The sequence below is a fragment of the Pseudomonas sp. NBRC 111119 genome (assembly GCF_001320125.1).
GTDB lineage: Bacteria > Pseudomonadota > Gammaproteobacteria > Pseudomonadales > Pseudomonadaceae > Aquipseudomonas > Aquipseudomonas parafulva.
In genome coordinates this window covers 22,401-48,576 of record NZ_BCAV01000042.1, presented here as the reverse complement: position 1 = coordinate 48,576, position 26,176 = coordinate 22,401, and the positions used below count along the sequence as shown (strand labels likewise).

Sequence of the window (26,176 nt, the reverse complement as noted above, 5' to 3'; positions counted from 1 at the left end):
TTCATTGCGCTTGCGCTTGCTTGAGGGCCAGCACATCCTGCGGCGTGACCATGTCGCCCTTGTTGTTGCCCCAGGCGTTGCGCTCGTAGGTGACCACCGCCGCAATGTCCACTTCGGAGAGCTGCTTGCCAAACGCCGCCATGGCAGTGCCCGGCTTGCCGTTGAAAACAATATTGAGGTGGCCTTCCTTGGGCCCGGTGGCAATTTTGGAGCCCTTCAGCGCCGGGAACATCGGCGGCAAGCCCTGGCCCTCGGCCTGGTGACAGGCCACGCAGGTGGTGTGGTAGACCTTGTCGCCGCGCGCCACCAGTTCGTCCAGCGTCCACTGCTTGCTGGTCAGTTCCTTGAGCTTGGCCGCGTCGGCCTTGCGCTCACTCAGCCAGGTGTCGTAATCGGCCTGGGACTTCACCTCCACCACCACCGGCATGAAGCCGTGGTCCTTGCCGCACAGTTCGGTGCACTGGCCACGGTAGATGCCGGGCTTGTCGATGCGGGTCCAGGCCTCGTTGACGAACCCGGGTATGGCGTCGCGCTTGACGGCAAAGGCGGGCACCCACCAGGAATGGATGACATCGGCAGCCGTCACCAGAAAGCGCACCTTGACACCCACCGGCAACACCAGGGGCTGGTCCACTTCGAGCAGGTAATGTTCGTCCTTGGGGGCGTTGTTGTGAATCTGCTCGGCAGGGGTGGCCAAGTTGCTGAAGAACTCCACGTCCTGGCCCAGGTACTTGTAGTGCCACTTCCACTGGTAGCCGGTGACCTGGATATCGATGTCCGAGTCGCTAGCGTCGTAGATATGCAGCAGGGTGCGCGTGGCCGGGATGGCCATCGCCACCAGAATCAGGAAGGGGATGACCGTCCACAGGATCTCGACCCGGGTGTGCTCATGGAACTGCGCCGGCTGCTGGCCGGTGGAACGGCGGTGCAGCACCATGGACCAGAACATCGCGCCGAACACCACCAGGCCGATGATCACGCAGATCCAGAAAATGGTCATGTGCAGGCTGAAGACGGCGTTGGACACTTCCGTCGCCCCAGGGTGCATGTTCACGGTCCAGGCCGCATTGGCCCGCCCCAGAACCGACCACAACAGCAGACCCATCCACGCAGATGGATGTCGCATCATTGCGGGTTCCCCTACTTGTTCTTGTTTTTCCGGAGGCAGGGCCTGCGGCAAGAGGGAACGGCGGTCAAGACTGCCTGGCTTCGACGACCGAGCCCCAGCTGAAAGCAGTCGGGCCTCATCAACGAATCACGTTCTACGGGAGTATAGACAGCAGCCGATGGGCCGCAACGAAGGCCCGGCCCGTCGAGGGGTGCTCAGCCCGTATCCCATGTGCCTGAAGGCCTGAAGCCCGGTGGTTGGCCCTGTATATGCTGAGCGAAACGCAGATTGGATCCCTTTATAACAAATGAATCTTAAGTATTTTGAATATCCAGCTAAGTTAGTGTCTTCCGTTTGAAACGTTTTGTCCCTGGAGTTGTCATGAACATCGCTGCTGTACGCGAGCAGGTGAGCCAAGCCCATCAACATGAAGGCCAGACCGGCCAGCTGAAACAGCGCCTGGCGCTGCAACTGCCGCACCTGCACCCCTCCATCCAGCTGCCGGAGCAGGACGCCCAAGGTACGTTGGCGCGCTTCGTCGGTGCCTACATCGACCAGGTGCCGGAGCTGCTGGAGGCCGCCCACGAGGTCGCCCGTGAGGCTGGCATCGAATCGCAGATCAAACCCGTATTGAAAATTGCAGAAGCGTATTTCCTGCAGCCACCCAGCGTGATGCAGGGGCATGTGGGCCTGGACTGCCTGCTGGACGAAGCCTACCTGGCGCACCGCCTGGTGGAAGAGGTCAATGACCTGTACATCCGCCACTTCCAGCAGCCGCTGATCCCGGTCGACACCACCGTGGCCAACCTGATCGCCCACCAACTGATCGGCGAGGCCTTCGCCAACCAGCTGGACGAAGTGGTGCACCACTCGGTAGACGAGATGCTGGATGACGAAAGCTTTGCCGCAGAGTCGGTGGAAAGCTACCGCGACAAACTCAGCAGCCCGGAAACCGGCGCCGCCTGGAAGCGCTGGCCGTGCCTGTCGCGCCAACTGGGCGTGGAACTGGGCCAGCCGGCCTGAGCCATCGCCCCCCTGCTGGCTGGCCCTTGGCGGTGTTACCCGCCAAGGGCCAGCCCACAGCTAGGCCCCAACACCTGCGGTAGTGCGCAAGCGCCCCTCCACCCGCCGCTTCAGGCGCCTGTGCTCGATGCGCAGCCGCGAGCCATTGGCTGCATTGCTGCGGCTCCAGTCTTCGAGCAGTTCCAGGCATGAGTGGTCGATGTAGCTGAGGTTGCCCAGGGGCACATGCAATGTTGTGCCTGCCGGTACGCTGTCCAGCACCTTGGTCAACGCCGGCACCTTCAGGAAGGTGGCCGCGCCGCTGAGCCGCAGCTCCATATGGCCGATCTTGGGCAGGCTCACCAGGTTGATCTTCAGCCGCGCGGCCTTGAAGGCCAGCTTCAGCAAGGTCAGGGCAAAGCCCAGCAGCACGCCGGTGAGCAGATCGGTGAAGATGATCGCCAGCGCGGTTGCCGCGTAGGTGAACATCGGCATGCGCCCATAACGCCCCAGGCCGCGGAACGCCTTGAAGTCCACCAGCTTGACCCCGGTGAACACCAGTACCCCAGCCAGGCTGGCGACGGGGATCTGTTGCAGCACACTGCTCAGCACCACCACGAAGGCCAACAGCCAGATGCCGTGCAGAATCGCCGAGGCCCGTGTTTGGGCACCTGCCTGCACATTCGCCGAGCTGCGCACGATCACCCCAGTCATTGGCAGCGCCCCCAGCACACCACACAGCATATTGCCGATGCCTTGGGCGGACAGCTCGCGGTCGAAGTCCGAACGCTGGCCGCTGTGCATGCGGTCCACGGCCGCAGCCGAAAGCAGCGTTTCGGCGCTGGCGATAAAGGCCAGGGCGAAAGCGGCCACCAGCAGGGCAGGGTCAGCCAGCTTCATCAGGTCATCGGGGCGTATCCAGTCGATCGCTTCCGACAGGTCGGCGGGCACCTGCACACGGTTGACCGGCAGCGCCAACCACATGCTGATGGCAGTCATCGCCGTCACCCCCAACAACGCCCCGGGGATGAACCGCAAGCGCTGTGGCCGAAACCGCTCCCAGCCCCACATGATGAGGATGGTGCCCAGGCCCAGGGCACCGGCTTGCCAACCCATGCCGGCGCTTTCCAGCGGCAGGGCAGCGGCCACCGTTGCCGGGAACTCCAGCAGGTTCTGCAGGCCCGAAGGCTGGGGCGCTGTGTCGAACATCACATGCACCTGCGACAGCACGATCAGCACGCCGATGCCCGCCAGCATGCCGTACACCACAGCAGGCGCCGTAACCCGGAACCAGCAACCCAGGCGCAGCCGCCCGGCCAGCAATTGCAATACCCCCGCCAGCAGCAGGATCGGCCCGAGCATGGCCATGCCATGCTGGCGCACCAGTTCGAACACCAGCACCGCCAAGCCTGCAGCGGGCCCGCTCACCTGCAGCGGCGAGCCGGCCAGAAACCCAACGACGATGCCACCGATGATGCCGGTGATCAGCCCCTTGGCTGGCGGCATGCCCGAGGCGATCGCGATACCCATGCACAGCGGCAACGCCACCAGGAAGACCACCACCGAGGCCAGCAACTCACGCGGCAGGGCCGCTTTCAGCTGTGTAATGTTCACCGTATTTCTCCTTTCTCGATCACATGGCCATTCCGCTGGCCATGGGCACGTTTGGGCCCCGACATGCGCGCAGGCGCGGGCTGCCAGCAGACAATGCCGGCACGCCAGTCAGGGAATTCAAGGCAGCCGAAGGCCGCGCCGCACGCCCGCAGGGTGCAGCCGGCTATTCAAGGCTCAGGGGTGTCAGGGTCGCTTAGTAGCGGCCTCTCGGAGTAGCGCAGGGGACGGGCTCGCCGGCCGCCAGGGGCATGAAGCTGTCGCTGGCCGCGTCATAGGCTTCGATCTTGCTGGTTTCGATGTCGTAGACCCAGCCGTGGATATACAGCTGGCCTGCGGCAAGGCGCGATGCCACCGAGGGGTGCGTGCGCAGGTGATGCAGCTGGGCGATGACGTTTTCCCGGGTCAGCACCTGCATGCTTTCGTGCTCACTGCCACACGAGCAGTTGTTCTCTACAACCGTGCGGGCCACCTCGGCATGGCGCAGCCAGGCGCCAACGGTCGGCATCTTGGTCAGCGACTGGGGGTTGAGCACGGCGCGCATGGCGCCACAGTCGGAGTGGCCACAGATGATGATGTGGTGCACTTTCAACGCCATCACGGCGTATTCGATGGCGCTGGATACACCGCCGTTCATCTGGCCATAGGGCGGCACCACGTTACCGACGTTACGGGTCACGAACAGGTCGCCGGGCGAGCTCTGGGTGATCAGCTCGGGGACGATGCGCGAGTCGGCACAGGTAATGAACATGGCGCGCGGTGTTTGCGCCGTGGCGAGCTTTTTGAACAGCTCTTGCTGCTCGGGGAAGACATCATGGTGAAAGCGCAGGAAGCCGTCGACGATGTGCTTGAGGGCAGCATCGGCGCTTTCCGCGGGGACCTGCGGTACGGCCTTGGATGGGTCCTTTACGGGCATGATTCATCCTCTTGACGGTGAGTAGGTAAACCCAGTTTACCGGTGAAAGATTCTGGCTATGCAGGGATTTAGATGACAGGCATTTGCCATAAATCACAGTCGGTGTGGACTGATTTCCTACGCTAGCGGGGAAAACTTAACTGAAACTTAATTCGGAGGCTCTAGAACGGCTGTTCCAGACGGAAAGGCGGGATGTCGATGGTAGCAAAAAAGCATCAAGTGACAAGCATCATTACTGTAATTATTTACTGCAATGAGTGAGGCTGGGGTTAGCTAACCCCCAGCGTTCATTTCGGTGAGCGGTCCCACACCAGCCACGGCCTGACCACCTCATTCAGTTGCACCCGGGGTATCGTACCGAAATACCGGCCGTCGAAAGACAACCGGCTGTAGTCGGAGAGCATCAGCACTTCGCCGTCGGCCAGGCGAAAATGCGCCGATGACGGGCGTGGCATGCTGCGCCCGCTTGGGTCCTTGGCCAACAGCTGGCTGCGCAGTTGCAGTTGGCCGTTGACGCTGACGCCAGCGTCGGCAATCAGCACCTCGTCGCCCGCCTCAGCGACCAGGCGCTTGATCATGTGCATGTAGCCGCCGGGGCATGAACCCCCGCTGAGGTAGCCGCGCGTATGCGCCAGGTCGAACAGGGGCAATTGGGGAGGGCAGAACATCACCAGGTCACCCTTCTCCGGTGCCTTGTCGACCACCCAGTAGATACCCGGTGGAAAGCTGCTGGTGACGTTGATGCGGGCCCCGCTGTGCATGGCCAGCGCAGACAGCAGCAAGGCCAGGATGCCCAGCAGCGCAGCCACGCTCAGCGGTCGCTTCATGCCGATGGTGCCGTCTCCCGCAGGTCGATGGTGCGGTCGCTGTCACGCGGCGCCGGTACCTTGGCGCGGGCGGTGAAGATAGGGTCCTGGAAGTACAACGGCTGCTTGCCGTAGAACGCCGGGAACCCTGCGCAGTACACCACCATGTCGCCGGCCTCCTGAATGTTACCGCTGCTGTCCTTGCGAGGGCCGGGCATGCGCAGGGCTTCGTCGGTGGTCAGCAGCGGCCGCTGCACTTCCTGGATGGTGCGCGAGACCTGCCCCAGCAGCGCGCTTGAGCGGCGCCCGCTGGTGGTGACCTGTTCCTTGACGATGGTCGTCTGGCCGGTGAGCTTGGACAGGTGTTCTGCGGTTTCCACCCGGTTTGGCGGGTAGGCGTTCTGGATATGGCAGTTGGAAGTGATGCTCTCGTTCTGCCCGTAGAATTCCTGCAGCTGCGACAAATCCTGAATGATCAGGTAGCACTTGATGCCATAACCGGCCACGAACGCCAGCGACTCTTGCATGATGTCCAGCTTGCCCAGGCTCGGGAACTCGTCGAGCATCATCAGCAAGCGGTGCTTGTAATGCGCTTTGGGGCGCCCGTCCTCGAAGTCCATCTTGTCGGCCAGCAGGCGCACGATCATGTTTACCAGGATGCGCACCAGCGGGCGCAGGCGGGCCTTGTCGTTGGGCTGGGTGATGATGAACAGGCTGACGGGGTCGTCGTGGTTCATCAGGTCACGGATCTTGAATTCCGAACGGGCGACGTTGCGGGCCACGATCGGGTCGCGGAACAGCGAGAGGTACGACTTGGCAGTGGACAGCACCGAGCCTGCCTCTTCGGCCGGGCGGTCAAGCATGTCCCGGGCTGCAGAGCCCACCAGCGGGTGGTTCTCGCCATCGAGGTGGCCGTAATGGGTCATCTCCTCCCAGAGTTCGGCAATGGGCCGGCTGGGGTCGGCGAGCATGGCATCGAGCATCGGCAGGCTGGCGAAACCGCCTTCGTCCTGCGCTCGGTAGCATAGGTGCAAAATGCAACCAACCAGCATGGCCTGGGAAGTCTTCTGCCAGTGGTCGTTGAGGCCCTTGCCGTCCGGGTCGACAATCAGCGTGGCCAGGTTCTGTACATCACCCACCTCGAACTCGGTGCCCAGGCGGATTTCCTCGAGCGGGTTCCAGCCAACGCAGCCGTTGGCCGTGGCGGGCTCGAAACGCAGCACCCGGTTGCCCGCGTGTTTCTGCCGCCAGCCGGCAGTCAATGCCCACAGTTCGCCCTTGAGGTCGGTGATCACGGCGCTGTGTTTCCACGACAGCAGCGTTGGGATCACCAACCCTACGCCCTTACCGCTACGGGTGGGTGCGAAGGTGAGGATGTGTTCAGGGCCGTTGTGGCGCAGGTAGTGCAGCTTGTTGCGCTTGTCCAGCCAGGCGCCCACATACACACCTTCGTCGGCCAGCAGGCCGGCGCTTTCGATGTCCTTGCGCTCGCCCCAGCGGGCCGAGCCGTGGAGGAAGGCGTTGGCCTGGGCGCTGTTGTTGGTGATCATGCGTATCACCACCACCGTGACCAGGCCAATGCCCGCCACCAGTACCCCCATGGAGCCCGCACGCATCAACGCGTCCTGTTGTTCGACCGACCACCGGGCGGCCCACACCAGAATCATCCAGGGCGCATACACCCCGTTGAGGTTCGGCCCCAGAGCTGCGTGATAGCCGAACTGATAGGCGAAGAACTGGGTGGCCGTGGCCAGCCCTGCGATCAGAAACGCGATGGCCAGCAACGCCTGCCAGCGGCTGGCGCCATTGCGTTTTCCGCCACGGATCTGCGGCCCGACGGCATTGTTGTGTTTCATGGATGGGCTCCGTGAACGTTAGGGTGACTGTTAAGGGCGGTAGGGCTCACGGCGTGGTTGTCCGGCCGCGGCTCAGTTCTGGGGTCAGGCTGCGACGCTGAGCTTCGGTCAGGCTGCGCTCGGCCTGGCGCTGCAGGCTCCACTGCTCGACCAGCTCAGGCTGCTCGGCGCGCAACTGACGCGCGGCCATCTCTTCGATACGTGGCGTATACAGGCCCATGCCATGGTGCAGGTCTTGCACCCGCTCCAGACGCGCCTGCAATTGCTGCAGGCGTGCCTGGCAGCGCTGGTTCGCCTGCTCCCAGGCAGCGCGGGTGGACGGCAGGGCGATCATGCCAGGGCGCAACGCCAGGCTTTGCTGCAGTTGCGCCTGCTGGCGGTCGAGCATGTTTTCCAGGCGTTGTTCCAGCGCGCCCGCCTGGTCAGCTTTCTGCTCGACCAGTTCGCCGAGGGCCTGGTCATAGCGAGCCTGCACCGAACTGCCCTGCAGCAGCGCGGCCTGCTCGGCGGCCAATGCCTGGGCCTGGGCCTCGAGACCTTGGCCGGCATCGTCTGCCGGCGGGTTGATGGGGGTCGGCATCTTCATCAGACACTCCTCATATCAGAAACAGATAACCGGCTTTTGCCATGGGTATGCGAATCAGCCACAGCGCCACGAGGTGCAGTGGGTAGTAGGCGTAGAACAGCCAGCGCCAGCGCGGCAGGTTCGGCCGAATGCCACGCGCCAGCAGCACGATGGGCAACGCAGCCATGGCCCAGGCATTGCCGTTGATATAGGTCAGCGCTGCCAGCGACAGCACCGCACCCAGTGCGGCAAAAGCATTAGGCCGCCGAACGAACCACGTTGTGCACACGCCCAGCAACACGGCGGGCCACCAGAACTCGACCAGCGCGCCCCCTACCAGAAACACCAGCAGCGCCAGGCCCCAGGCCCAGCGCTGCCCGGCCAGCGCGCGCTCGCAGGCGGCCAGGGTGAGGGTGATGACCAGCAAGGCGAACAGGATGTTCAACGGGTAGTAGCCGTACCACAACCCGCCCAAGGCAATGAATGGGGGCGTAGCGAGCAGGCCAAAGATCAACAGACGCCATGCGGTACGTCGGTGCGCGCCGGCCTGCCAGCTGTTCGGCCGGCCCAGGTTGTAACCCAGGATGATCACGAACAGCGGCATGGCGATGCGCCCCGCCTCGAACAGGTAGGGGAGCGTTTCGTTGAACAGGTACTTGTTGATGTGATCGCCGGTCATCAGCAGCAGGGCGAGCCATTTCAGGGTTTGAAGGGTGCCCTCAGCCAGCAGCGGGCGAGGGGCAAGCACAGTCTCATGCACCTGCCGCCCTGCAACTGTCCTGGCCAAATCTAGCTCGGTCACCGACGCATTGCCTGGCCCAGCCCCGTGTCCAACTCTAATTTCGGCGCTGCATTACGAGCGACCTCACCGATGCCTTTCTCATTTACGATGGCTGTACTCTTGCCCACCTGGAAGTTGCGGTTGGCATCGACGTCACGACGGTCATGGATGACAAACTGGTCGGTTTGCCCAACTTTCTGCAAGATGTGATGTTCGTCCATCCCAACCACCATCCCGCTGGTAGCCTTGCGACCGGTTTGCGATGCTTCGCCAACACTGGCAGACGGGTTGAGGCTGCGAGCCTTTTCCTCCATTGCCTTGAATGAATCGCCGCGCTGTTGGGCAAGAGGGTCTTGTTGCTGCCCTTGCAAGGCGCCATTGGGTACGGGTACTGGCTGCAGCTTCATACCTTCGATGTAGCTGGCATTTGGCCTCGATGCCTTCAGGTCACCGGACAGGCCAGATACCTGGCCCTGTGCGACGGCGGCCCTTTCAGCCTTCAGCTGATCTATCTGGTCCATGCCTTCGTCAACGGCCTGTTTGCGCGTATCGATGCCTACGAAGCGTGCGGTGGCAGAAAGTGCATTCTGGCCCAATGTCTTGAGGTTGGCACTCAGGTCTTCAAAACCTCTGGACACGCTGCTACGGCTAAGCCGATCGTCGTTTTCGAAGACTACACCGCGGCCGTTGGTTTCATGCTCGAAAGGCCTGCTCTGACGATCAAAGACATTGATGGTGCCTCGCTCCAGCGGGAACGGGGTATTATTGATGGTTTCGTATACACCGTCCTTGCCTTGGGTGAATGCCTTTTCACCTTTCAGCAGCCGAGAGTCGATCAGCGCTGCTTCAACCTTTTGTGGGTCTTTGATCAATTGGTTGTACTGTTCGACTCGCTTGACGTCTTCCTGCTGCATGGGTTTCAGCTCGATGCCTGCCGACTGCAGACGCTCGTACATCACAGCCAGAGGGCCAGCAGCGAGCACGTCATTCTGATACCCACCGCCCACCTGCGAATGCGCACCCGCGAACTTGATCTCCTCAATCTTTGAGTTGTCATCGTTGCGCAGGGCACTGGTCAGCTTGAAGGTGTCACGGTACTCGTTCATCGCCACCAAGTGGGTGGTAGAGTCAACGTTCTTGCCGATTTCCAGGTTTTTACCCAAGTGTGTATCGGTGTTGGACAACCCGTCAGTGGCGACGGTGTCGAAGATACCCAGCTTGTTGACATGGGCTTGGCCAGGTGGAATCAGAAAGTCCCCGGTAGGCTTCCCTTGCCCGTCCAATTTCGGCACACCGCTATCAATGAACTTGTTGGCCAGTGCGCGAGACTGGGAGGCGCCCCGGCTGAACCCGACAATATTCACATCAACCTGCTGGTCGGGATATTTGTTGTGAAACGCCACAATTGCATCGTAGGCTTGGTCGACACGCTCTTGCGCGCCCCGTCCGGTAGCACCCTCGATTAGTGACCGCCCGGAGGTCTGCGACTGGCTGCCAACACCGTCGAAGTAGATTTTCTCTGACTGGCCGGAACGTGCCTGGGCATCGTACTGCTGCGGGGTATGCCCCGAGTTGCGCGCCAGGTTGGTCCCTTGGGCGGTATCCAGGTCGAATAGGCGCGCAACGTTGGTCTGCGTACCCTCAGGGGTGTTCAGGTCTTTGTTGTTGCCGGTGCCGTCGAAGTACACCGTGAAACGCTTGGCATCACTCATATCATGTCCCTATGGTTCTTGCCGATAGCGGTACTGGGTGCCCAGTACCGTTTCCAACAATCTTCAGGCGCCTGGTTTGTTCAGGGTTGCAATCAAGTCGTGAACGCCATCGCCGGCACTGCTGATGTAGTTACGAAGAAACGCTTTGTCCATGTCCAGCAGCGGTGAGCCTTTAAGAGATTCAGTTGTGGCGCGCACGGCCAGTGCCCCAAAACTTTCAGCCATGTCAGCGACACTCTTGCTACGGTCTGCAGGGTTTTCATAAGGCTTTTTGTACCACGTGGCAATCTGGTACTCGACGTTCTGGGCTTCCAGTGCCTGGTTCAGATGCTGGGCCAGCGCGAACAGTGATTCACGTGCCAGCGTGGGATCAACCCCCGCTTCTTTCAGTACCACTTCAGCCCGTTTACCCGCCGCGCCCACCAAATCTTCATGGGTGTAGCCTTGCATGGGTGGGAAGACGCCCTCAGGCAGCTTCATACCTGGGGTGTAGGGTTGATACTGGCCTTGATTGTCTTGCATGGAAATCTCCTTGGCTTGAAGTAGAGATGAGGTGGCGGGCGAGAGCGCGCAGGCGCCCAGCGCCAGCGGAATGAGCAGGCTCATCCGCACTCGCGTCCAATGATGCTTGGTAAAGCGACAGGCAACGCCAACAATGGACGTACTGACGCCATGGGTTCTAATCATTCATCCTCCCTGCCACCGCCTATAGGCGGTTCCCTGGTTAAAAACGCTGCACGGTCGGGCCCGGCTAACGTGAAACAAAGAATATCGACAAAACTGTGGCCAGGGGCCACTAATCGACCGCACCTGATTTAGCCAGGTTCAACGTTACGATCAGGCCCATGCACGCCATTTCCGGCTGCGTGACTGATCCGCCCTCGGCATGCCTCCAGTACAAGAGGGTGGCCCGAGTGCATACTGCATGGGTACGATCAGGCGCCTTGATTGTTCAAGGTGATAATCACATCGCGCACGGCTTCGCCTGCAGCACCGATATAGCCCTTGTAGAATTCCCGGCCTTCGTGAAGCAGTGGCGAACCCGCCAATGACTCAGACGCTGCCTCAACGGCGGCCGACCCATACTCTTCACTCATGGCCTTGACACTTCTAGCACGCGCTTGAGGATCGTCATAAGGTTTCTGGTACCAGCTCGATACCTGATACTCCACCCCCTCACGCTCAAATTTTTCATTCATGTGAGTCGCCAATGCGATCAGAGATTCCCGCGCCAAAGTAGGATCGACAGCATGCGTCTTCAGGTAAGCCTCGACGCGTACCTGCGCAGCGGCGATCAGATCAGCATGGGTATAACCCTGCATGGGTGGGAACACGCCATCAGGCAACTTCATGCCTGGGGTGTACGGTTGGTATTTGCTCTGGTTTTCTTGCACGGAAATCTCCTTGGCGTGAAGCGCAGATGACGTGAGAGGCAGGAGCAAACAGGCTCCAAGGATTAATGAGCCCAGCGCATTCAGGCGTAGCGGTGGCCGGCTTCTCTGGATACCGATCAAACTAACCGCCAGGACGCGAATATTCGAAAGGGCGATAGAGGGGTTCATGCTAGCTGGTGTTTGGAGCTGATTCACAGTGATTCCCTGATTAGTCGAAGGCTGTTTGGCGATTCATGGCTTCCTTCAATGGCACCTTTAGGAAAATCCAAATTCTTGTTATTCCCGGCGCCCTCGGATTACACGTTAGAGCGTAGCGCTTTACGTATGTCATCTACTTATGAACGCCACTTAAACTAGACGCTTCTCCGACTCCATTACTGGATAGATTGAGTGTTTCAATAAGCGCCTGAACGCCAGCACCAGCACTAGCTAGATATCGACGTATAAGGCGTCATCCATATGTTTTAAGGGAGAGTTAATCAGCGACTCTCCTGCCGCCCTTACCGCATAAGCATTAAACTCTTTAGCCATAGCATTAACGCTTTCGGCGCGCGCCGAGGGGTCATCATAAGGTTTCTGATACCACGTAGAAACTTGATAGTCCACGTTCCGTGTATTGAAGGCTTTATTCAGATGATTAAATAGATCAAATAGCGTTTCACGTGCGAGCGTTGGATCAATGTTACTCTCCTTCAGGACCACGTCTACTTCTTGGCAAGCGGCCGTCGCCAGTTCCTCATTGGTGTAACCAGGCATCGGAGGGAATACGCCTTTAGGTAGTTTCGAATCAGTGCGGGTATCGGGCATGACGGTTTCCATATTTTGAAGGGCAAAAGAGGTAGCGGGCAGCACCAAGCAAGCTCCAATCAAGAAAGCTACAAGGGATCTCAAGCACACATGGGACCATCGTTTGAGATGCTGAAGACCCTTCAAAGCAGCGATTGTGCGTGCATTGCCCATTACACCGTTCAATTTATCTCCTTAGCCTAAAACTGGGAGGGGCAACCAGGCGTAAGCGCCGTCGAAACGACGCCTGCTCACAGCGGCATACGTCGTAAGTAGTATCGGGCTTTCCAGCCACCGGCCCGATAAAAGCAACGATGCTCGTCCTCTTCTCGGCGCCAGTACCACTCCAAAGTCATCACCTGCCCCCCATGACAAGCCCGCGAGGCACATAAGATGACGTTGCAGCAGGTTGTGTTGTAACAGCCTGCGGCTGTGCAGTGGCCTTTGCTGCAGTCGTCGTCTCAACCGCCGCGGCCGGCGTTTCGCTGGGGGCGCCGGAGAACACTGCGCCTTGCGCCACCTGCTGTGTAGCAAAGCGCTCATCCAGCCAGTCAGCCCACCAGGCCGCGCGGCGCATTACCTGCTGACGATAGCGGGCGTTGATTGTGGGCGTGCGCGAGTGATAGTTGGCCACCCGCGTCCACAAGTCACCACGGTCGTTGCGCACATGGCCGCGCAAGCGCCAGGCGGCCAGTTCGTAAGCGTAGCAACCGCCTTGCTCGACGTCCTGCGGGGTGATGCCATAACGCGAGAGCTCGCGCAGGTAGCTGGTATTGAACTGCATGGGGCCCACGTCGTAGGTGCCGTTGGTGTTGCGCACCCACTGGCCCGGCTTACCGCCTTCCTGGGCCGCGACTGCCAGCACGATGTTCACGGGCAGCTCATATTTCACAGCTGCCATGATGGAACAGACGACTGGCTCATCCAGGGGCGGTAATACCGGAGGGACGTCGATCGGCATGACGGCAGGCCCTAGATCACTTTGCCGAATTTTTTGTTGATCTTCTTGGTCGCGTCGGGGTCAGCGTGTGGGCAACTGTCGAGGAACGACTGGCGGGCATCCGCCGTGCGATCCAACCTGATCTTGCCTCTCTTCTTTTTGACGATGTTGAAATAGTCGGCAACTGGGCCATCGCAGTTTTCCACCACGCCAGCCCCTTTCAACTTGCCGAACATGCACAGCACTGTTTCGCACGGGTCGCCTGCCTGAGCAGGTACTACCACAGCCAAACTACAGGCAAACACAGCACACGCAAGATATTTCTGAGCGATCATATCGAACTCCTTGTTAGACTTTATCCTGTTTGCTGTCGCGGAATTGTGCGACTTCATCGCCGGGGTCAAAGCTCTTGCTACTCGAGCCCTTGTTTGAGTTACCACTGGTTGTGGCTTGGGCGATTTCAGCAGCCAGGCGACCACCCAATGTTTGGCTGCTGCGTGCCTGAGCCATACGGGCCATGCCAGAGACCAGGTTCGCGCCGGTATCTAGGGCCACGCGCCCGGCGGTACTCATCCGAGACCCGCCGCCCTTGGCATCTGAGCCCGATTTGGCGCCGCTACCATCACCTCCGTTGCCAGCCTTGGCTAGGCTCGCGGCGCCTGTCGAGTGGCTACCTCCCGACGATGAATCTGATGACGACGGGCCACCGCCAGAATCGCCGCCGCCAGATCCGGAATCACTACCTGATTCTGAGCCTCCGCCGCCCATAGCAGCAGCCGACATCATGCCTCCGCCCTCGCTCCCACCCGATGAGGCACCGGCGACACCCATAGCGCTGCCAAGGGGCGTCGAGCCACCTCCACCTCCGCCGCTACTACCACTGTCTCCGCCGCCGCCACCACCACCACCACCACCACCACCACCACCAAGCATGCCAGTCATGCGCGAGGCGATATCAGTCCCATTTGCCACATTCGATTGCGCACCCTTGAAGGCGGAAAAAAGTGCATTTGCTCCACCCATTGCATTGGATACGCCAGAAGCGGCCGCCGAGGCCCCACCACTGACTGCCGATACAGCAGCTGATGCGGCCATGGTGGCGGCGCTCGCCAGAGTTGCGATACCTAACGTGTTACCGATACCGCCGCCGCCAACACTTGAGCCATTAATGATCCCAGCCAGCAGAGGAGGAATTTTCGAAACCAAAGACATGAGAATAACGCAGCATACCAATAACGCCGCCATGGGTTTCAGGTTGCCCGTATCGGCCTCGCCCCCGAGTGATGCGTAATATTGCTCCAAAAACGTTTTTCCAACGGAAAGCAATAGCAACATCGCGAGAATCTGGACAGCCATCCCCAGCACAGTCTTGAAATAGTTGATGGCCATGTCTGACGTCCAGCGACTACCACCAAACCCAAGAAAAAAGATACCCGCGTAAGCCAAAATCCATGCAGAAATAATAAGCATGAGCATGTTAACGGCGATGACCACCAACACCATTAATATACCAAGCCCCATCAACATGGCCGCTAAACTGGTAGCCAACTTGGTCGGCCACACAGAAATATTGTCTACAATTTTGGAAAATATCTCGAAACCCATCTGTACAATTTCAGATGGGCTCAGGCCAAACTTATCGTCATAAAGCGGAAGTCCGCCTGCTTTGGACCCCAGTTTTGAAAGCGACTTCATGAGCGAGTCAGCAAATTTAGGACCATTCTCCAACAGCCAGAAATAAAAACCAACAAACATGATGAAGCGCAGCATCTCTGCGAAAAATTCGCCGATATCAGCTTTGCGCAACGCCATCATGCCGAAGGTCCAAACCATGCTGATCACAGCCAATGTCCAGAACAACCGGGTTGCAGCGTCATGAATAACGTCCCTCCAACCCTTCGCCGCTTGGCTGTAGCGATGCAGAATCGAATCGAAAAAACCGACGTCAGGGGTGCCGGCCGCATTTGCATGCACCGCCGTAAGTATCAGACACAGACCTAACAGATAGGGCAGCGCGCCCGAGATATCATGCTTGAGTTTCATATTCGCCAGTCAGTTCGATTAGAAGGTCTCGGGCTTTCGATATTGATAACCGCCCCGTGTCATGCATCGTTCAGCCAGTGACTCCCGAGTTTTCCCCGCACGCAGCGCATTAATATACGCAGCGGTGCACGTCGCGCTACTAGCTTCGATCATTTCATCTTTATCCTCGAAACAGCCGCTGAGCAGCACTGCAGTCAGCAGCGCCACCCAGCGGTATTTCGTCATGAAGGGTTGAGTATTCAACGCGTCATGCACCCTTCCATCAACTTCTCGCGCTTGTCGTTGGACGGTAAACTGCGGATGTGGTCAGGCTGACAGTTTTTGTCGTTGACTACATATTGCTCATCATTACCACACGCGCTCAGTGCGAGCACAGCTGCCACAAGGGTCAATGGGTAGGCGATAATTTTATACATGATGTTTTCCTTACCAAACTTCAGGGGTTGATTTTCTGTAACTACCGCTCGTCATGTTTCTTTCAGCGGCCTTCTCACGGGCATCCTGATCCTGCTTCGCTGCGGCTTGCGCCGCAAGGGCGTTTTGCTGCGCAATCATCAAACCGCGGATTTGCAACAGCTGATTGGCTTGCTGACTGGCCAATTGGTTGGCGTATTGGATGGCTTTCACTTGACCGTCCGCGGTGGACGCCGCGGCCTGCAACCGCTCAAGTTGACGCGCATCCGATTTAAGATTCTGCTGTTGTTGTTCAATACCTTTGAACATAGCAGCATTTGCTTCTTTGATTGAATCAGACTGCAGGTCTTCATTTCGTTCCAGTGCAGCCCTGTCTTCAGCCGAGCAGCCAGTGGACTGGTAGCAGGGCGAGCTTCGATAGTAGCCGATGTTCTGGAACTTATCGAGGTACGAGTCCAGGCTGCCCGCCTGCGAGGTATAATAATTCAACATGTCCTGGGCAGACATCAGCTTATTAATGGTCGAGTTAGCCTGATCCCATATGTAAGCCGCTGGCGCCACTGTATTTTGGATCATGTTCTCATATTGTTGCAGCTGCTTTTGATACTGCTGAATTTGCATGGCATATTCTTCAGCCTGTTTCACAGTCTGTACGACAGCCTCCATGGAGGTGATTTTGCTGAGTGCGACATTCGCACCATCAATCACTGGAATACCCGCGTATGCCTGCACCGTGAGCCCAACGCCTGCCAGCAGACTCAGAGCAGGTTTAAGATACGTACATTTGATCATGGTCCTCTCCTTGTACGTGCTTATCAGTAATCAAACGCTTGATACGGCTTGGAGAACGTCAGGTCTTTGGTCACCATCACATTGAAACGGAACCCTGGACGCACCTCCAAGGTAGGGGCGATGCTCAGGTTCTTGGCGATCATCTGTGCCGTCACTTGCCCCAACTGCTGGCCCAGCGCCTCGCTCATTGCACTGCTCGCACTCTCGCGCTGATTCCCACCCCCAAAGCCGCTGTTGCTACTGCTATTTCGATCCTGGCTGAGGCTGATACCCGCAACCACCCCAGACATCAGCAATGCCGACCCGAACACCCGCACGTAGTGGTTGTTGACCTTATCGTTGAGGCCGGAGTAACCAATCCCGTCCGCCCCTGGCATCGCACCAATGTCCATCGCCTTGCCATCGGGGAAAACAATCCGCTGCCAAGCCACCAGCACACGCGCTTGTCCATAAGCCACATCGCTGGAGTAGGAACCGACCAATCGAGCACCTTGCGGAACAAGCAGGTGTTTCCCGGTAGCGGTGTCGTAAACGCTTTGAGTCACCTGGCCAATGATTTGCCCGGGGAGATCAGAGTTGATCCCAGATACCAGCATCGCAGGGATAACAAATCCGGCACGCAGCTCATACGGGCTGCGCGGCGCCTGCATTTTCGCGTTAAGCGCCCAGCGATCTTCATCTTGGTCGCCTGCGAACTGATTGAAGCCCTTGTCGCGTGACGCTGACGGGGTTACCCGGAACGGTGATTCGCCAGCACCGTCGCCTTCACTCCCACCGACGATGCCGGCGCGGCGCAGCTCAGCCATTCGCGCTTTGAAGGCGGTGTTGGGATCACTGCGGGATTGCTCATCCAGTCGCTGGCGCGCCGCTGCTATGTCAGCCAACGCATCCTGAGGCCCTAATGGCCCATGAGTTGGGCGGGAGGATGCCGAACTGCGCGGCGCTTGAACCTGCACAGTACTCTTGGCCTGCACCGCCTCCTGGAACTGCTGCGCTTTCATGCGCCGAATACGCTCAAGCTCGTCAGCGTTGATATCAGGCTGCCCCCCGCGCGGCGGCAACGGCGGCGCATCAAGGTTGTCCGGGCGTACCACCTGCAAACGCTCTGGTTCCTGCACAGGCGCATTATTCAGCGCCGGTACAACAGGCGGCTCGGCCTTGCTTGGGATGATGCCGTCAGAGTCCATCCCGCTGATCTGGTTGGCAAACAGGCTGCTGTTACCGGTTTTCTCCTTTTTCTTGTCTTCAGCCTCTGGCTGTTTGTTGGCCCGATCCGATGCCACCATCAGCATGATCAGCAGAAAAATGGCAGCCGCACCGCCGATGATGTACATCGGCCAGTTGTTCACCCGGCGCACACCGCTGCTGCGGTTCAGCTTGCCGGGGGAAGCGTCTGGGGACATGGCGTCGTTCGCTTTACTCATGCCGCGTTACTCCTTGCGAACCCAGGCACCCGCGGCCAGCAGACGGTCGTTCTGCACACCGTAGGCACGGCTCAGGGTTTCTGGGCCGACACGCAGAATCACCCGGATCAACTGGGTGTCCTTGGGGGTGTCGACTACATAGTTGACCGGCAATGGCGGCACCACGCCGCGTGCCACAGGCGCAGGCTGCGCCTTGGGGTCGAACTCCTGCACGGAATAACCCGACGCACGCAGCGTGCTCAACAGCGCCACGCCATAGCCGTCGTTGGTTTCCTGGGCCAGGCGCAGGCGCGTGCTGGCCGGCGGATGCACCACCGCCAGCTGGCGCACGGTGGCCTGCGCCAGTTGCTGGTTGACTGCCGGCGAGGTGCGTTCGGCGAAGTTGCCGTACGGCCCATTGGCGCAGGCAGCCAGCCACAGGGTGGCGAACAGTGCTAGGCAAGCGCGCATGCTCATTTCCCCCGCTTGATGGTGATGCGGTCCTGAGACTTGCCGACACCGGCAATCAGGATGGCCTTGTCGAACACGGTGTCGACGATGTAGCGGTCACCCTGAACGCGGTAGTTGACCATCACTGTCTCGTCATCGCGGAACCAGCCGCCGTCCTTGCGCACCACCATCAACGACGGTGCTTCGGTCTGGGCAACGGTCTGCGGCATCTGGATGATGGTCTTGCTGCCGTCGTTATAAACCCGTACCGGCTTCCAGGATGTATCGCCTTCAACGGTGTAGTCGAAGCTCAGGTTGCCCAGGTACTCGCCGGTCTCGGGAATGGTGGAGCGCTTGCGCTCGGTGGTTTCGCGCTGCTTGATCAGGTTCCACTTGGCCAGTGCTTCCTCCGGGTAGGTGAAGGCCACTTGCGGCATGTACTGGGTACGGTGCGAGCGCAGCTTGAAGTGGTAGGTGCGGCGGTTGGTGGTCACCACCAGCGACGTTTCCAGGCCCACGTCCATCGGCTTGATGATCAGGTGCTGCACTTCGCTCGGGCCGGCGCCAGTGATGGCAGGCTCGACGGTCCAGCGTGCGGTGTCGCCCAGGTTGATCGAGTTGACCTGTTCGCCGGCCTGCAGGGCGATGTCACACACCTGCAGTACTGCGCAGACGACGCTCGGCTGCTGTGCACCGAAGATGAAGCGCGCAGTACCGTCACCACCGTCCACCGGTTTGATGCCAGTGGCGCTGGCCTGCTGCCAGCGCTGGGAAATGGCCAGGGCGGCCTTTTCCTGCGGGGTCAGGGTGGGGTTGGCCTCGGAGAAATACAGATCAGCCTGACTGGTGCCGGGCGCGGCCTGAACGAACGCAGGCAGTGCGGCGGCGAGCAAAGCGCAAAGATAACGGTTCATGGTCGGTCCTTCAAAGTTGCTTGGACCAGGAGAAGTCGCGCACATAGGTCCCGATCGGGTTCATCCGCAGTTGCTCTTCGCTGGTTTGAGTGGTGGGATCGGCGGTATAGGTGGTCACCAGGGCACGCCAGTTGGTTTTGTTCTTGACCAGGCCTTGACGGTCACGGGTGACTTCTTCCCAGTCCACCTGCCAAGTCTCGGGCGTCTGCTGCATGACCGAGCGGATATCGACGTTCACCGTCTCTTCCGCAGCGCGAACGAACGGGCTCGATTCCTTGGTGCCGTTCAGCCATTCGTTCATTTTTTGCGTAGCTGGGTCGCTCTGGCCGAGTAGCGCATAAAGACGGAAGATCGACTTGCGCAACAGTGCCACGTCGGGGGTGACGGTACGGGCATCGGCGATAAAGCCGGCCACCTGCGCTTTCACCACACGCTGGTCGACCGGCTGCGCTACTTGTGCCGGCGCTACTGCCATCGGTTGCCCCAGCTTGTCGACCTCAACCACATAGGGTACGAACTTCGACTGGCTGCCGATGTGGATAAGCCCGCCCACGCAAGCCAGCGCAATCATCATCGACAGGATGGCAACCACCTGCCACATCAGGCGCGAGGTCACCACGCTGCCAACGTGATCGTTCCAGGTGCGCCGGGCGGTCAGGTACGGGTTGTCGAGCACCGCGCCTTTCGGCGACGGGGTGCTCATGCCAGGTTCTGCAGATTCGGCGGGGCGTTTTTGCACCATCGCCTTCAAGCGTTCAGCGAGGCTCATGCGGCCACTCCATAATCGTTCAGTCTGAGGCCACGGGCGGCCAGCCATTCATTCACCCAGCCGTTGCCGTACTTGGCTTCCAGGCGCTTGATCGCAGCCACCGACTCTTTGTCGGATGCGCCGACAAAGGCCAGGGCCAGTGGACCAAGGGCCAGGTCATAGAGACGACGGCCGTTTTCCGACACGTAGTAGTACTGGCGCTTGGGCACGGCGGTGGCGAGGATCTCGATCTGGCGCGCGTTCAGCCCCATGCGCCGGTACAACAACGAAGTGTCTTCGTCACGGGCATACACGTTGGGCAGGAAGATCTTGGTGGCCGTCGACTCGACGATGACATCGAGGATGCCTGAGTTGGCGGCGTCCGAGAGGCTTTGGGTAGCCATCAGCACCAGGCAGTTGGCTTTACGCAGAACCTTGAGCCACTCGCGAATCTTCTCGCGGAAGGCCGGGTGGCCGAGCATCAGCCAGGCTTCGTCAAGAATGATTACCGCCGGCTGGCCCTTGAGGGCGCACTCGATGCGGCGGAACAGGTACAGCAGTACCGGCAGGGCGTACTTGTCGCCCAGGTTCATCAGCTCTTCGATCTCGAACACAGTGAAATCGGACAGGGCCAGGCCATCCTCATCCGCATCGAGCAGGTGACCCATGGTGCCATCGACCGTGTACTGGCGCAGGGTTTCCCGCACGTTTTCGTCCTGTACCACCAGGCAGAATTCAGACAACGTGCGCGAACCGTCCCGGTACATACTCATTACTGCGTGGCCGATTTCGTTACGCTGCGCAGCGGTGGTCTCCAGGCCGTTGAGCGCCAGAATGGTGTCCATCCATTCCATGGCCCAGGCGCGGTCGCCCTTGGTCTCGAGGAACTGCAGCGGGCAGAACGCCAGGCGCTCATCGTCTGCTGCCACGGTGAAGTGGCGGCCGGACTCGCCATTGCTTTCGGCACGAATACCGGCCGCCAGCGGGTACATGGACATACCCTTGTCGAAGGCGAAGATCGACATGCCCTTGTAACGACGCAACTGGGCGGCGATCAGCGCCAGGTGCGTGGACTTGCCCGCACCGGTCGGGCCGAACATGAAGGTGTGGCCAAGGTCACGCACGTGCAGGTTCAGGCGGAACGGTGTGGCCCCGCTGGTCACGCAGTGCATCAGCGCCGGAGACAATGGCGGGTAGAGCGGGCACGGCGCTTCGGCACTGCCTGTCCAAATGCTGCTGGTGGGCAGCATGTCAGCCAGGTTGAGCGTGTTCATCAAAGGCCGACGAACGTTTTCTACGCCGTGACCGGGAAGGCTGCCGAAGTAGGCATCCAGGGTGTTGATGGTTTCGATACGGGCCGCGAAGCCCAGGCGTTCGATGGCTTTCTCGACGCTGCGCGCAGCCTCTTCCAGCTGCTGGCGATTTTCGTCCATCAGCACCACCACGCTCGTGTAGTAGCCTTGGGCGACCAGGCCGCTGTTAACTTCAGCAATCGCGTCAGCGGCGTCCTGCACCATCGAGAGCGCATCCTGGTCGATGTTGCCGGTGTTGGTGTTGAATACCTGGTCGAAGAAGCCACGGACCTTCTGCTTCCATTTTTTGCGGTATTTTTCCAGGTGCTGCACCGCTTCATGGGTATCCATGAAGATGAAGCGGCTGTTCCAGCGGTACTCGCACGGCAGCTCGGCCAACGCGGCCAGCACACCGGGCGCCGACTCAAGTGGGAACCCCTCGATCGCCACAACCTGAATAAAGTTGCGGCCGATTTTTGGCACCACACCGCCCCACAGTTCCTTGCCGCCAAGAATGGCATCCAGGTACATGGGGTTGCTGGGCAGTTGCACCGGCTGGCTGATGCCCGTGATACAAAACTGCACCCAGCTCAGCAAGTCATCATGGGTGATCTGAGCCCCCTCTTCGGTCACAAGCGCGTTGGCTTTCAGGCGGGTGAGCTTCAGCACCGAGGACAGGCTGCCTTCTACGCCCACGCAATCGCGCTTGAACTGCTCGATGAGGTTGCGCGTACGTGCCTTGTGGTCAGGCGGCGGCGTATCGTCGTCGAACATCAGCTCGACGAATTTCTGCTGCGCCAACATCGGCGGGAAGAACGTCAAGGTCAGAACGAAGTAACCTTCGTACAGCGAGCCCAGGGATTCGAAGAAGCTACGCCGTTCCTGGTCCATCGCTTCGGTAAGCCGATCAGGGAAGTGCGAGAAGCCCTGGCCTGAATAATTCACAGCAGGGCGCCGCACTGCGTCCACGTGGATCATCCAGCCGTTGCCTAACCCCACCAGAGCCTGGTTGATGCGCAGCGATACCAGCTCGCGCTGGGCTTCAGTGCTGCTGGCGTTGTCGTCGCCGCGGTACAGCCAGGACGCCATGAAGGCACCGTTCTTGCCCACCATCACGCCGTCGTCGACCAACGCCGCATGGTTCAGCAGGTCCGACAGGCCGGCATCCTTCGAGCGGTGCTTTTTCAGCTTGAGCTCGGCATCGACCTGCAGTAGACGCTGGACCAGCAGCAGGACCAGCAAGGCACCGAGGGCTGCGATGGCATACGCAATACCTTCGATCATTTGTATTGATTTCCCTGACTTGGAGGATTGTCCCTATACGGAGTGCTACGCGCCGGGTAGTACGACTTGTAGCGTCGATGACGCAGGTACACCGGGCGCATCTTCGGGTCGGCTTTGGCCATCACCCGCAGAACAAACAGCCCGGCAAACCACAGCACCAGCCCGACTATCGTGGCGCGCAGTTCCTGGGCGCTGAAGATCAGGGCGAAGGCCAGCAGGCCGGAAAACATCACCAGCTCGCGGTCGCCGCCCATGAACAGGTTGTCGCGGTTGCCCGCACGACGGATGGGGATGGTGCGTAGCGCCATGATTCAGACCTGCCCTTGAACCAGGCTGGAATCGATTATCGGCAGCGACTGAGCCAACTCGGCACTCGTGCCAAACAGGCCTTTCATGATGTTGTTTGCACCAACGATCAGCGCCATCACCAGCACCAGGAAAATCAACGAACGGAAGAAGCCGTTCAGGTCGCCGCCAAAGATCAATACGCCGCCGGCAACGACGATGCCGATGATCGAAAGAGAGAACGCTACAGGGCCGGTTACCGAGGTACGCAGGGCCTCCAGCCAGCTCTCGTATGGCAGGGCGGTACCATTTGAGGTGGATGCGAAGGCGTTTTCCGGGGTGACCATCACGGACAGCATCAGCAGGCAGAAGGCCAGATAGCCAAACGTTTGGGCGTTGAAACGGGGCAGCGAGATAGCTTGCATGAGCAGTGGTTTCCTTAAAGGTTACGTGTGATGTAGCGGCCATCCTCATACCCGGAAACCTCGAGGATCTCCTGGATGCGGCGGCCTTCTGGGGTTCTGGCGATGGAAATGACGACGTGAACCGCTTCGCCAATCAGCGGCTCGATGTCGGCCGGGGCCGACTTGTTGCGGGAAACCAGGGATTTCAGACGGGTCAGCCCTTCGCTGGCGCTGTTGGCGTGCAAGGTCGCGGCGCCACCCGGGTGGCCGGTGTTCCAGGCATCGATCAGGTCGAGTGCCTCTTCACCGCGCACCTCGCCCACCAGGATGCGATCAGGGCGCATACGCAGCGAGGTCTTGAGCAGGTGGGTCATGCTGACGTCGACAGTGGTGTGGTACTGCACGAAATTCTTCGCCGCACACTGGATCTCGCCGGTGTCCTCGATGATGAACACGCGCTCGCTGGGGAACTCGATGACCATCTCGTTGATGACTGCGTTGACCAGGGTGGTCTTGCCGGTACCGGTACCACCGATCACCAGGATGTTGCGGTGCTCACGGATGGCGCGCTTGATGGAGTCGCACTGAGCGGGCGTCATGATCGCGGATTCGACGTACTGGTCCAGCGTATAGATAGCCACTGCCTTTTTACGGATCGCAAACGTGGCGGCGCGGACGACGGGCGGAAGCTGGCCAGCGAAGCGCGAGCCATCCAACGGCCATTCACCTTCGAGCAAAGGCTTGGTGCGGGTCACTTCCTTGCCATGGAAGCCGGCCACGGTCTTGATGATGGACTCGGCCTGTGCCGGGCGCAGATCACCGATATGCTTCATCGGCTGGCCCAGCTTCTCAAGCCAGAGTTTGCCGTCGCCGTTGCACATCAGTTCGACGGTCTGTGGATCGTTGAGGGCATCGATGATGAGCGGGCCGGCATCGCGCTCCAGCTTTTTCTTGGCGCGATCTTTCAGGCTGGCAGTTTCTGCAATTTCCACACTTATCGTCCATGAATTGACTATTACCTCCCCGGTTGGGCAGGCAATTAAAGCTCGCTGTTCGAGCAGGTCTTCAGACCGTCGATGAATCAAAGACCCTGGGCACTCGAAACAAGTCGCCTGCGCTGGCGATATTTGTTCGAGATATGAGAGGGGCTTCACAAAGGCGCGCAGGTTACCCGAGCAACAATTGCTAACGAAATGGTTGATCTCCTACAGCTTTGTAAGCATTTTCCTACAAAACTGGGACGCTCGTGCCCTGACACGGAAGCACCAGCATCGCTGAAACACGCGCCGCGTATGGGATCCAAGCCTGAGCGCAAAAAAAAAGGCAGCTAATTGCCACCATCTCATCCATTCAACAAATCAACAAAAATTAGAACTACTTCACAATTAAGCGCGGTTATTTCTTGCTGTTTGAATGACAAAAATGTTGCGAAGCGCTACCTCCTGGCGTCATTTCTGGGGAAACTTCGCGTGGTGACATCCATATGACATTGCTTAGTGGCACTTAGATATCACAGCACACTTTCGCGACGACATTTTGGCCTTGATAAAGTTCAAAATAACATCAGCTGCTCTCCAGGCGGGCTGAAAAGTGAACAGTCAAGCACCTGAGCGTCCCGCCCCTCGAAGTTCAGTCTGCGCACGGTCTTGGCGAAGCGCTGCGCCAGCATTTCGGCAAAAATTCCCTCACCTCGCATCCGCGCGCCAAAGCGGCTGTCATACAGTTCACCCCCTCGGCTTTGCCGAATCAGGCTTAGTACATGGCTGGCACGCTGCGGATAGTGGTCCTGCAGCCACTGCTCGAACAACGGTGCCACCTCCAGTGGCAGGCGCAGCATCATGTAGGCAGCACTTTGTGCACCGGCCTGCCTGGCAGCCTCCAGCAGGTGCTCCAGTTCGCTGTCGTTGATCATCGGGATGATCGGCGAGCACAGCACCCCTACGGGGATACCTGCCTCGCGCAGCACCCGTATCGCCCGCAACCGTGCATTCGGGGAGGCGGCCCTTGGCTCGAGTACCCGCTTGAGGTCAGCGTCCAGCGTGGTGAGGCTGATCATCACCCGCACCAACCGCAGGCTGGCCATTTCTGCCAGCAGGTCGAGGTCTCGCAGAATCAAAGCACCTTTGGTGACGATGGTGACCGGGTGGCGAAAGCGCAGCAGCACCTCCAGCAGCCGCCGGGTGAGCATCTGCTCCCGTTCGATGGGCTGGTAAGGGTCAGTGTTGGACCCCAGGTTGATGGGTGCGCAGACATACCCTGGCTTGCTCAACTGCTGCGCCAGCACCTCGGCGGCGTTGGTCTTGGCAATCAGCTTGGTTTCGAAGTCCAGCCCGGGGGAGAGGTCCCAATAGGCATGCGAGGGCCGGGCGTAGCAGTAGATACAGCCGTGCTCACAGCCCCGGTAGGGGTTGATGGAGCGATCGAAAGGCAGGTCGGGGGAGGTATTGCGGCTGATCACCGTTTTGGCGATTTCTACCCGTACCTCCGTGCCTTGGGTTGGCGGCACTTCCTGGTGCCAGCCATCATCCTCCACCACCGACTGGTGCGAAGCGAAGCGGTTATGCGGGTTGCACGCAGTGCCCCGACCCTTTTGCGCTGATGGAGGAATCATGACAATAACCCTTACTGTATTTATATACAGTAATCGGATAAGTCGGCGGTGACCACCCC

General features: G+C 59.6%; 27 protein-coding genes. 1 reads left to right on the top strand and 26 read right to left on the bottom strand.

Annotated elements, in window-relative coordinates:
* Position 1: 1 nt before the first annotated feature.
* Positions 2 to 1,129, bottom strand: coding sequence for a cytochrome c oxidase subunit II (gene coxB / locus APH25_RS16120; RefSeq protein ID WP_060482601.1), 1,128 nt, complete (start codon positions 1,127 to 1,129; stop codon positions 2 to 4).
* 360 nt (positions 1,130 to 1,489) lie between these two features.
* Here coxB and APH25_RS16115 point away from each other — a divergent pair, with 360 nt between their 5' ends.
* Positions 1,490 to 2,131, top strand: coding sequence for a hypothetical protein (locus APH25_RS16115; RefSeq protein WP_060482600.1), 642 nt, complete (start codon positions 1,490 to 1,492; stop codon positions 2,129 to 2,131).
* A 60-nt stretch (positions 2,132 to 2,191) separates the two neighbouring features.
* On the opposite strand, the gene APH25_RS16110 is transcribed toward APH25_RS16115, so the two are convergent.
* The 25 genes from APH25_RS16110 to APH25_RS15995 form a co-directional block, all read right to left on the bottom strand.
* Positions 2,192 to 3,724 carry a SulP family inorganic anion transporter gene (locus tag APH25_RS16110; protein WP_060482599.1) on the bottom strand — a complete coding sequence of 511 codons (1,533 nt, stop codon included), beginning with the start codon at positions 3,722 to 3,724 and terminating at the stop codon, positions 2,192 to 2,194.
* Between the two features lie 193 nt (positions 3,725 to 3,917).
* On the bottom strand, positions 3,918 to 4,637 hold the full coding sequence (locus APH25_RS16105; protein WP_028633145.1) for a carbonic anhydrase: 720 nt from the start codon (positions 4,635 to 4,637) through the stop codon (positions 3,918 to 3,920).
* A 287-nt stretch (positions 4,638 to 4,924) separates the two neighbouring features.
* On the bottom strand, positions 4,925 to 5,464 hold the full coding sequence (gene traF / locus APH25_RS16100; protein ID WP_060482598.1) for a conjugative transfer signal peptidase TraF: 540 nt from the start codon (positions 5,462 to 5,464) through the stop codon (positions 4,925 to 4,927).
* Positions 5,461 to 7,299: a type IV secretory system conjugative DNA transfer family protein gene (locus APH25_RS16095; RefSeq protein WP_060482597.1), complete on the bottom strand. Its 1,839-nt coding sequence runs from the start codon at positions 7,297 to 7,299 to the stop codon at positions 5,461 to 5,463. Before APH25_RS16095 ends, traF begins: the two co-directional genes overlap by 4 nt.
* Positions 7,300 to 7,345: 46 nt before the next feature.
* Positions 7,346 to 7,885: an IncP plasmid survival protein KfrC family protein gene (locus tag APH25_RS16090; RefSeq protein WP_060482596.1), complete on the bottom strand. Its 540-nt coding sequence runs from the start codon at positions 7,883 to 7,885 to the stop codon at positions 7,346 to 7,348.
* Positions 7,886 to 7,895: 10 nt separating this feature from the next.
* Entirely contained in the window at positions 7,896 to 8,612 is a 717-nt protein-coding gene (locus tag APH25_RS16085) for a TraX family protein (RefSeq protein WP_082428344.1), read from the bottom strand.
* A gap of 50 nt (positions 8,613 to 8,662) precedes the next feature.
* Entirely contained in the window at positions 8,663 to 10,357 is a 1,695-nt protein-coding gene (locus tag APH25_RS16080; protein ID WP_060482595.1) for a DUF2235 domain-containing protein, read from the bottom strand.
* 63 nt (positions 10,358 to 10,420) lie between these two features.
* A complete protein-coding gene (locus APH25_RS16075) occupies positions 10,421 to 10,963 on the bottom strand; it encodes a hypothetical protein (protein WP_256217553.1) in 543 nt (180 codons plus the stop codon).
* Between the two features lie 329 nt (positions 10,964 to 11,292).
* Positions 11,293 to 11,919 (bottom strand): hypothetical protein, encoded by a 627-nt coding sequence (locus APH25_RS16070; protein ID WP_256217552.1) that lies wholly within the window; start codon positions 11,917 to 11,919, stop codon positions 11,293 to 11,295.
* Positions 11,920 to 12,180: 261 nt separating this feature from the next.
* On the bottom strand, positions 12,181 to 12,558 hold the full coding sequence (locus APH25_RS16065) for a hypothetical protein (RefSeq protein ID WP_156333201.1): 378 nt from the start codon (positions 12,556 to 12,558) through the stop codon (positions 12,181 to 12,183).
* A gap of 334 nt (positions 12,559 to 12,892) precedes the next feature.
* Entirely contained in the window at positions 12,893 to 13,498 is a 606-nt protein-coding gene (locus APH25_RS16060) for a transglycosylase SLT domain-containing protein (protein ID WP_060482593.1), read from the bottom strand.
* An 11-nt stretch (positions 13,499 to 13,509) separates the two neighbouring features.
* The gene (locus tag APH25_RS16055; protein ID WP_060482592.1) at positions 13,510 to 13,812 is read right to left on the bottom strand and encodes a TrbM/KikA/MpfK family conjugal transfer protein; all 303 of its coding nucleotides are present in this window, start codon (positions 13,810 to 13,812) and stop codon (positions 13,510 to 13,512) included.
* A gap of 13 nt (positions 13,813 to 13,825) precedes the next feature.
* Positions 13,826 to 15,520: a P-type conjugative transfer protein TrbL gene (trbL, locus tag APH25_RS26105; RefSeq protein WP_060482591.1), complete on the bottom strand. Its 1,695-nt coding sequence runs from the start codon at positions 15,518 to 15,520 to the stop codon at positions 13,826 to 13,828.
* 18 nt (positions 15,521 to 15,538) lie between these two features.
* Positions 15,539 to 15,763: an entry exclusion lipoprotein TrbK gene (gene trbK, locus APH25_RS16045; protein ID WP_156333199.1), complete on the bottom strand. Its 225-nt coding sequence runs from the start codon at positions 15,761 to 15,763 to the stop codon at positions 15,539 to 15,541.
* A complete protein-coding gene (trbK, locus tag APH25_RS25035) occupies positions 15,760 to 15,936 on the bottom strand; it encodes an entry exclusion lipoprotein TrbK (RefSeq protein ID WP_082428334.1) in 177 nt (58 codons plus the stop codon). Before trbK (APH25_RS25035) ends, trbK (APH25_RS16045) begins: the two co-directional genes overlap by 4 nt.
* Before the next feature lie 10 nt (positions 15,937 to 15,946).
* Positions 15,947 to 16,726 (bottom strand): P-type conjugative transfer protein TrbJ, encoded by a 780-nt coding sequence (gene trbJ / locus APH25_RS16040; protein WP_156333196.1) that lies wholly within the window; start codon positions 16,724 to 16,726, stop codon positions 15,947 to 15,949.
* Between the two features lie 23 nt (positions 16,727 to 16,749).
* Complete coding sequence (locus APH25_RS16035) at positions 16,750 to 18,075, bottom strand: TrbI/VirB10 family protein (protein WP_256217549.1); 1,326 nt, start codon at positions 18,073 to 18,075, stop codon at positions 16,750 to 16,752.
* 81 nt (positions 18,076 to 18,156) lie between these two features.
* Complete coding sequence (locus APH25_RS16030; protein ID WP_236403921.1) at positions 18,157 to 18,600, bottom strand: conjugal transfer protein TrbH; 444 nt, start codon at positions 18,598 to 18,600, stop codon at positions 18,157 to 18,159.
* Positions 18,601 to 18,602: 2 nt separating this feature from the next.
* A complete protein-coding gene (gene trbG / locus APH25_RS16025) occupies positions 18,603 to 19,493 on the bottom strand; it encodes a P-type conjugative transfer protein TrbG (RefSeq protein WP_060482587.1) in 891 nt (296 codons plus the stop codon).
* A 10-nt stretch (positions 19,494 to 19,503) separates the two neighbouring features.
* Positions 19,504 to 20,262 (bottom strand): VirB8/TrbF family protein, encoded by a 759-nt coding sequence (locus tag APH25_RS16020; protein ID WP_060482586.1) that lies wholly within the window; start codon positions 20,260 to 20,262, stop codon positions 19,504 to 19,506.
* Positions 20,259 to 22,817 (bottom strand): VirB4 family type IV secretion/conjugal transfer ATPase, encoded by a 2,559-nt coding sequence (locus APH25_RS16015; protein ID WP_060482585.1) that lies wholly within the window; start codon positions 22,815 to 22,817, stop codon positions 20,259 to 20,261. Before APH25_RS16015 ends, APH25_RS16020 begins: the two co-directional genes overlap by 4 nt.
* The gene (locus APH25_RS16010) at positions 22,814 to 23,125 is read right to left on the bottom strand and encodes a conjugal transfer protein TrbD (RefSeq protein WP_060482584.1); all 312 of its coding nucleotides are present in this window, start codon (positions 23,123 to 23,125) and stop codon (positions 22,814 to 22,816) included. The genes APH25_RS16015 and APH25_RS16010 overlap by 4 nt, the downstream gene beginning before the upstream one ends.
* A gap of 3 nt (positions 23,126 to 23,128) precedes the next feature.
* Entirely contained in the window at positions 23,129 to 23,527 is a 399-nt protein-coding gene (locus tag APH25_RS16005) for a TrbC/VirB2 family protein (protein ID WP_060482583.1), read from the bottom strand.
* A gap of 14 nt (positions 23,528 to 23,541) precedes the next feature.
* Positions 23,542 to 24,492, bottom strand: coding sequence for a P-type conjugative transfer ATPase TrbB (gene trbB / locus APH25_RS16000; RefSeq protein WP_328804850.1), 951 nt, complete (start codon positions 24,490 to 24,492; stop codon positions 23,542 to 23,544).
* A 566-nt stretch (positions 24,493 to 25,058) separates the two neighbouring features.
* Positions 25,059 to 26,117 (bottom strand): PA0069 family radical SAM protein, encoded by a 1,059-nt coding sequence (locus APH25_RS15995; RefSeq protein WP_060482582.1) that lies wholly within the window; start codon positions 26,115 to 26,117, stop codon positions 25,059 to 25,061.
* Positions 26,118 to 26,176 lie beyond the last annotated feature (59 nt).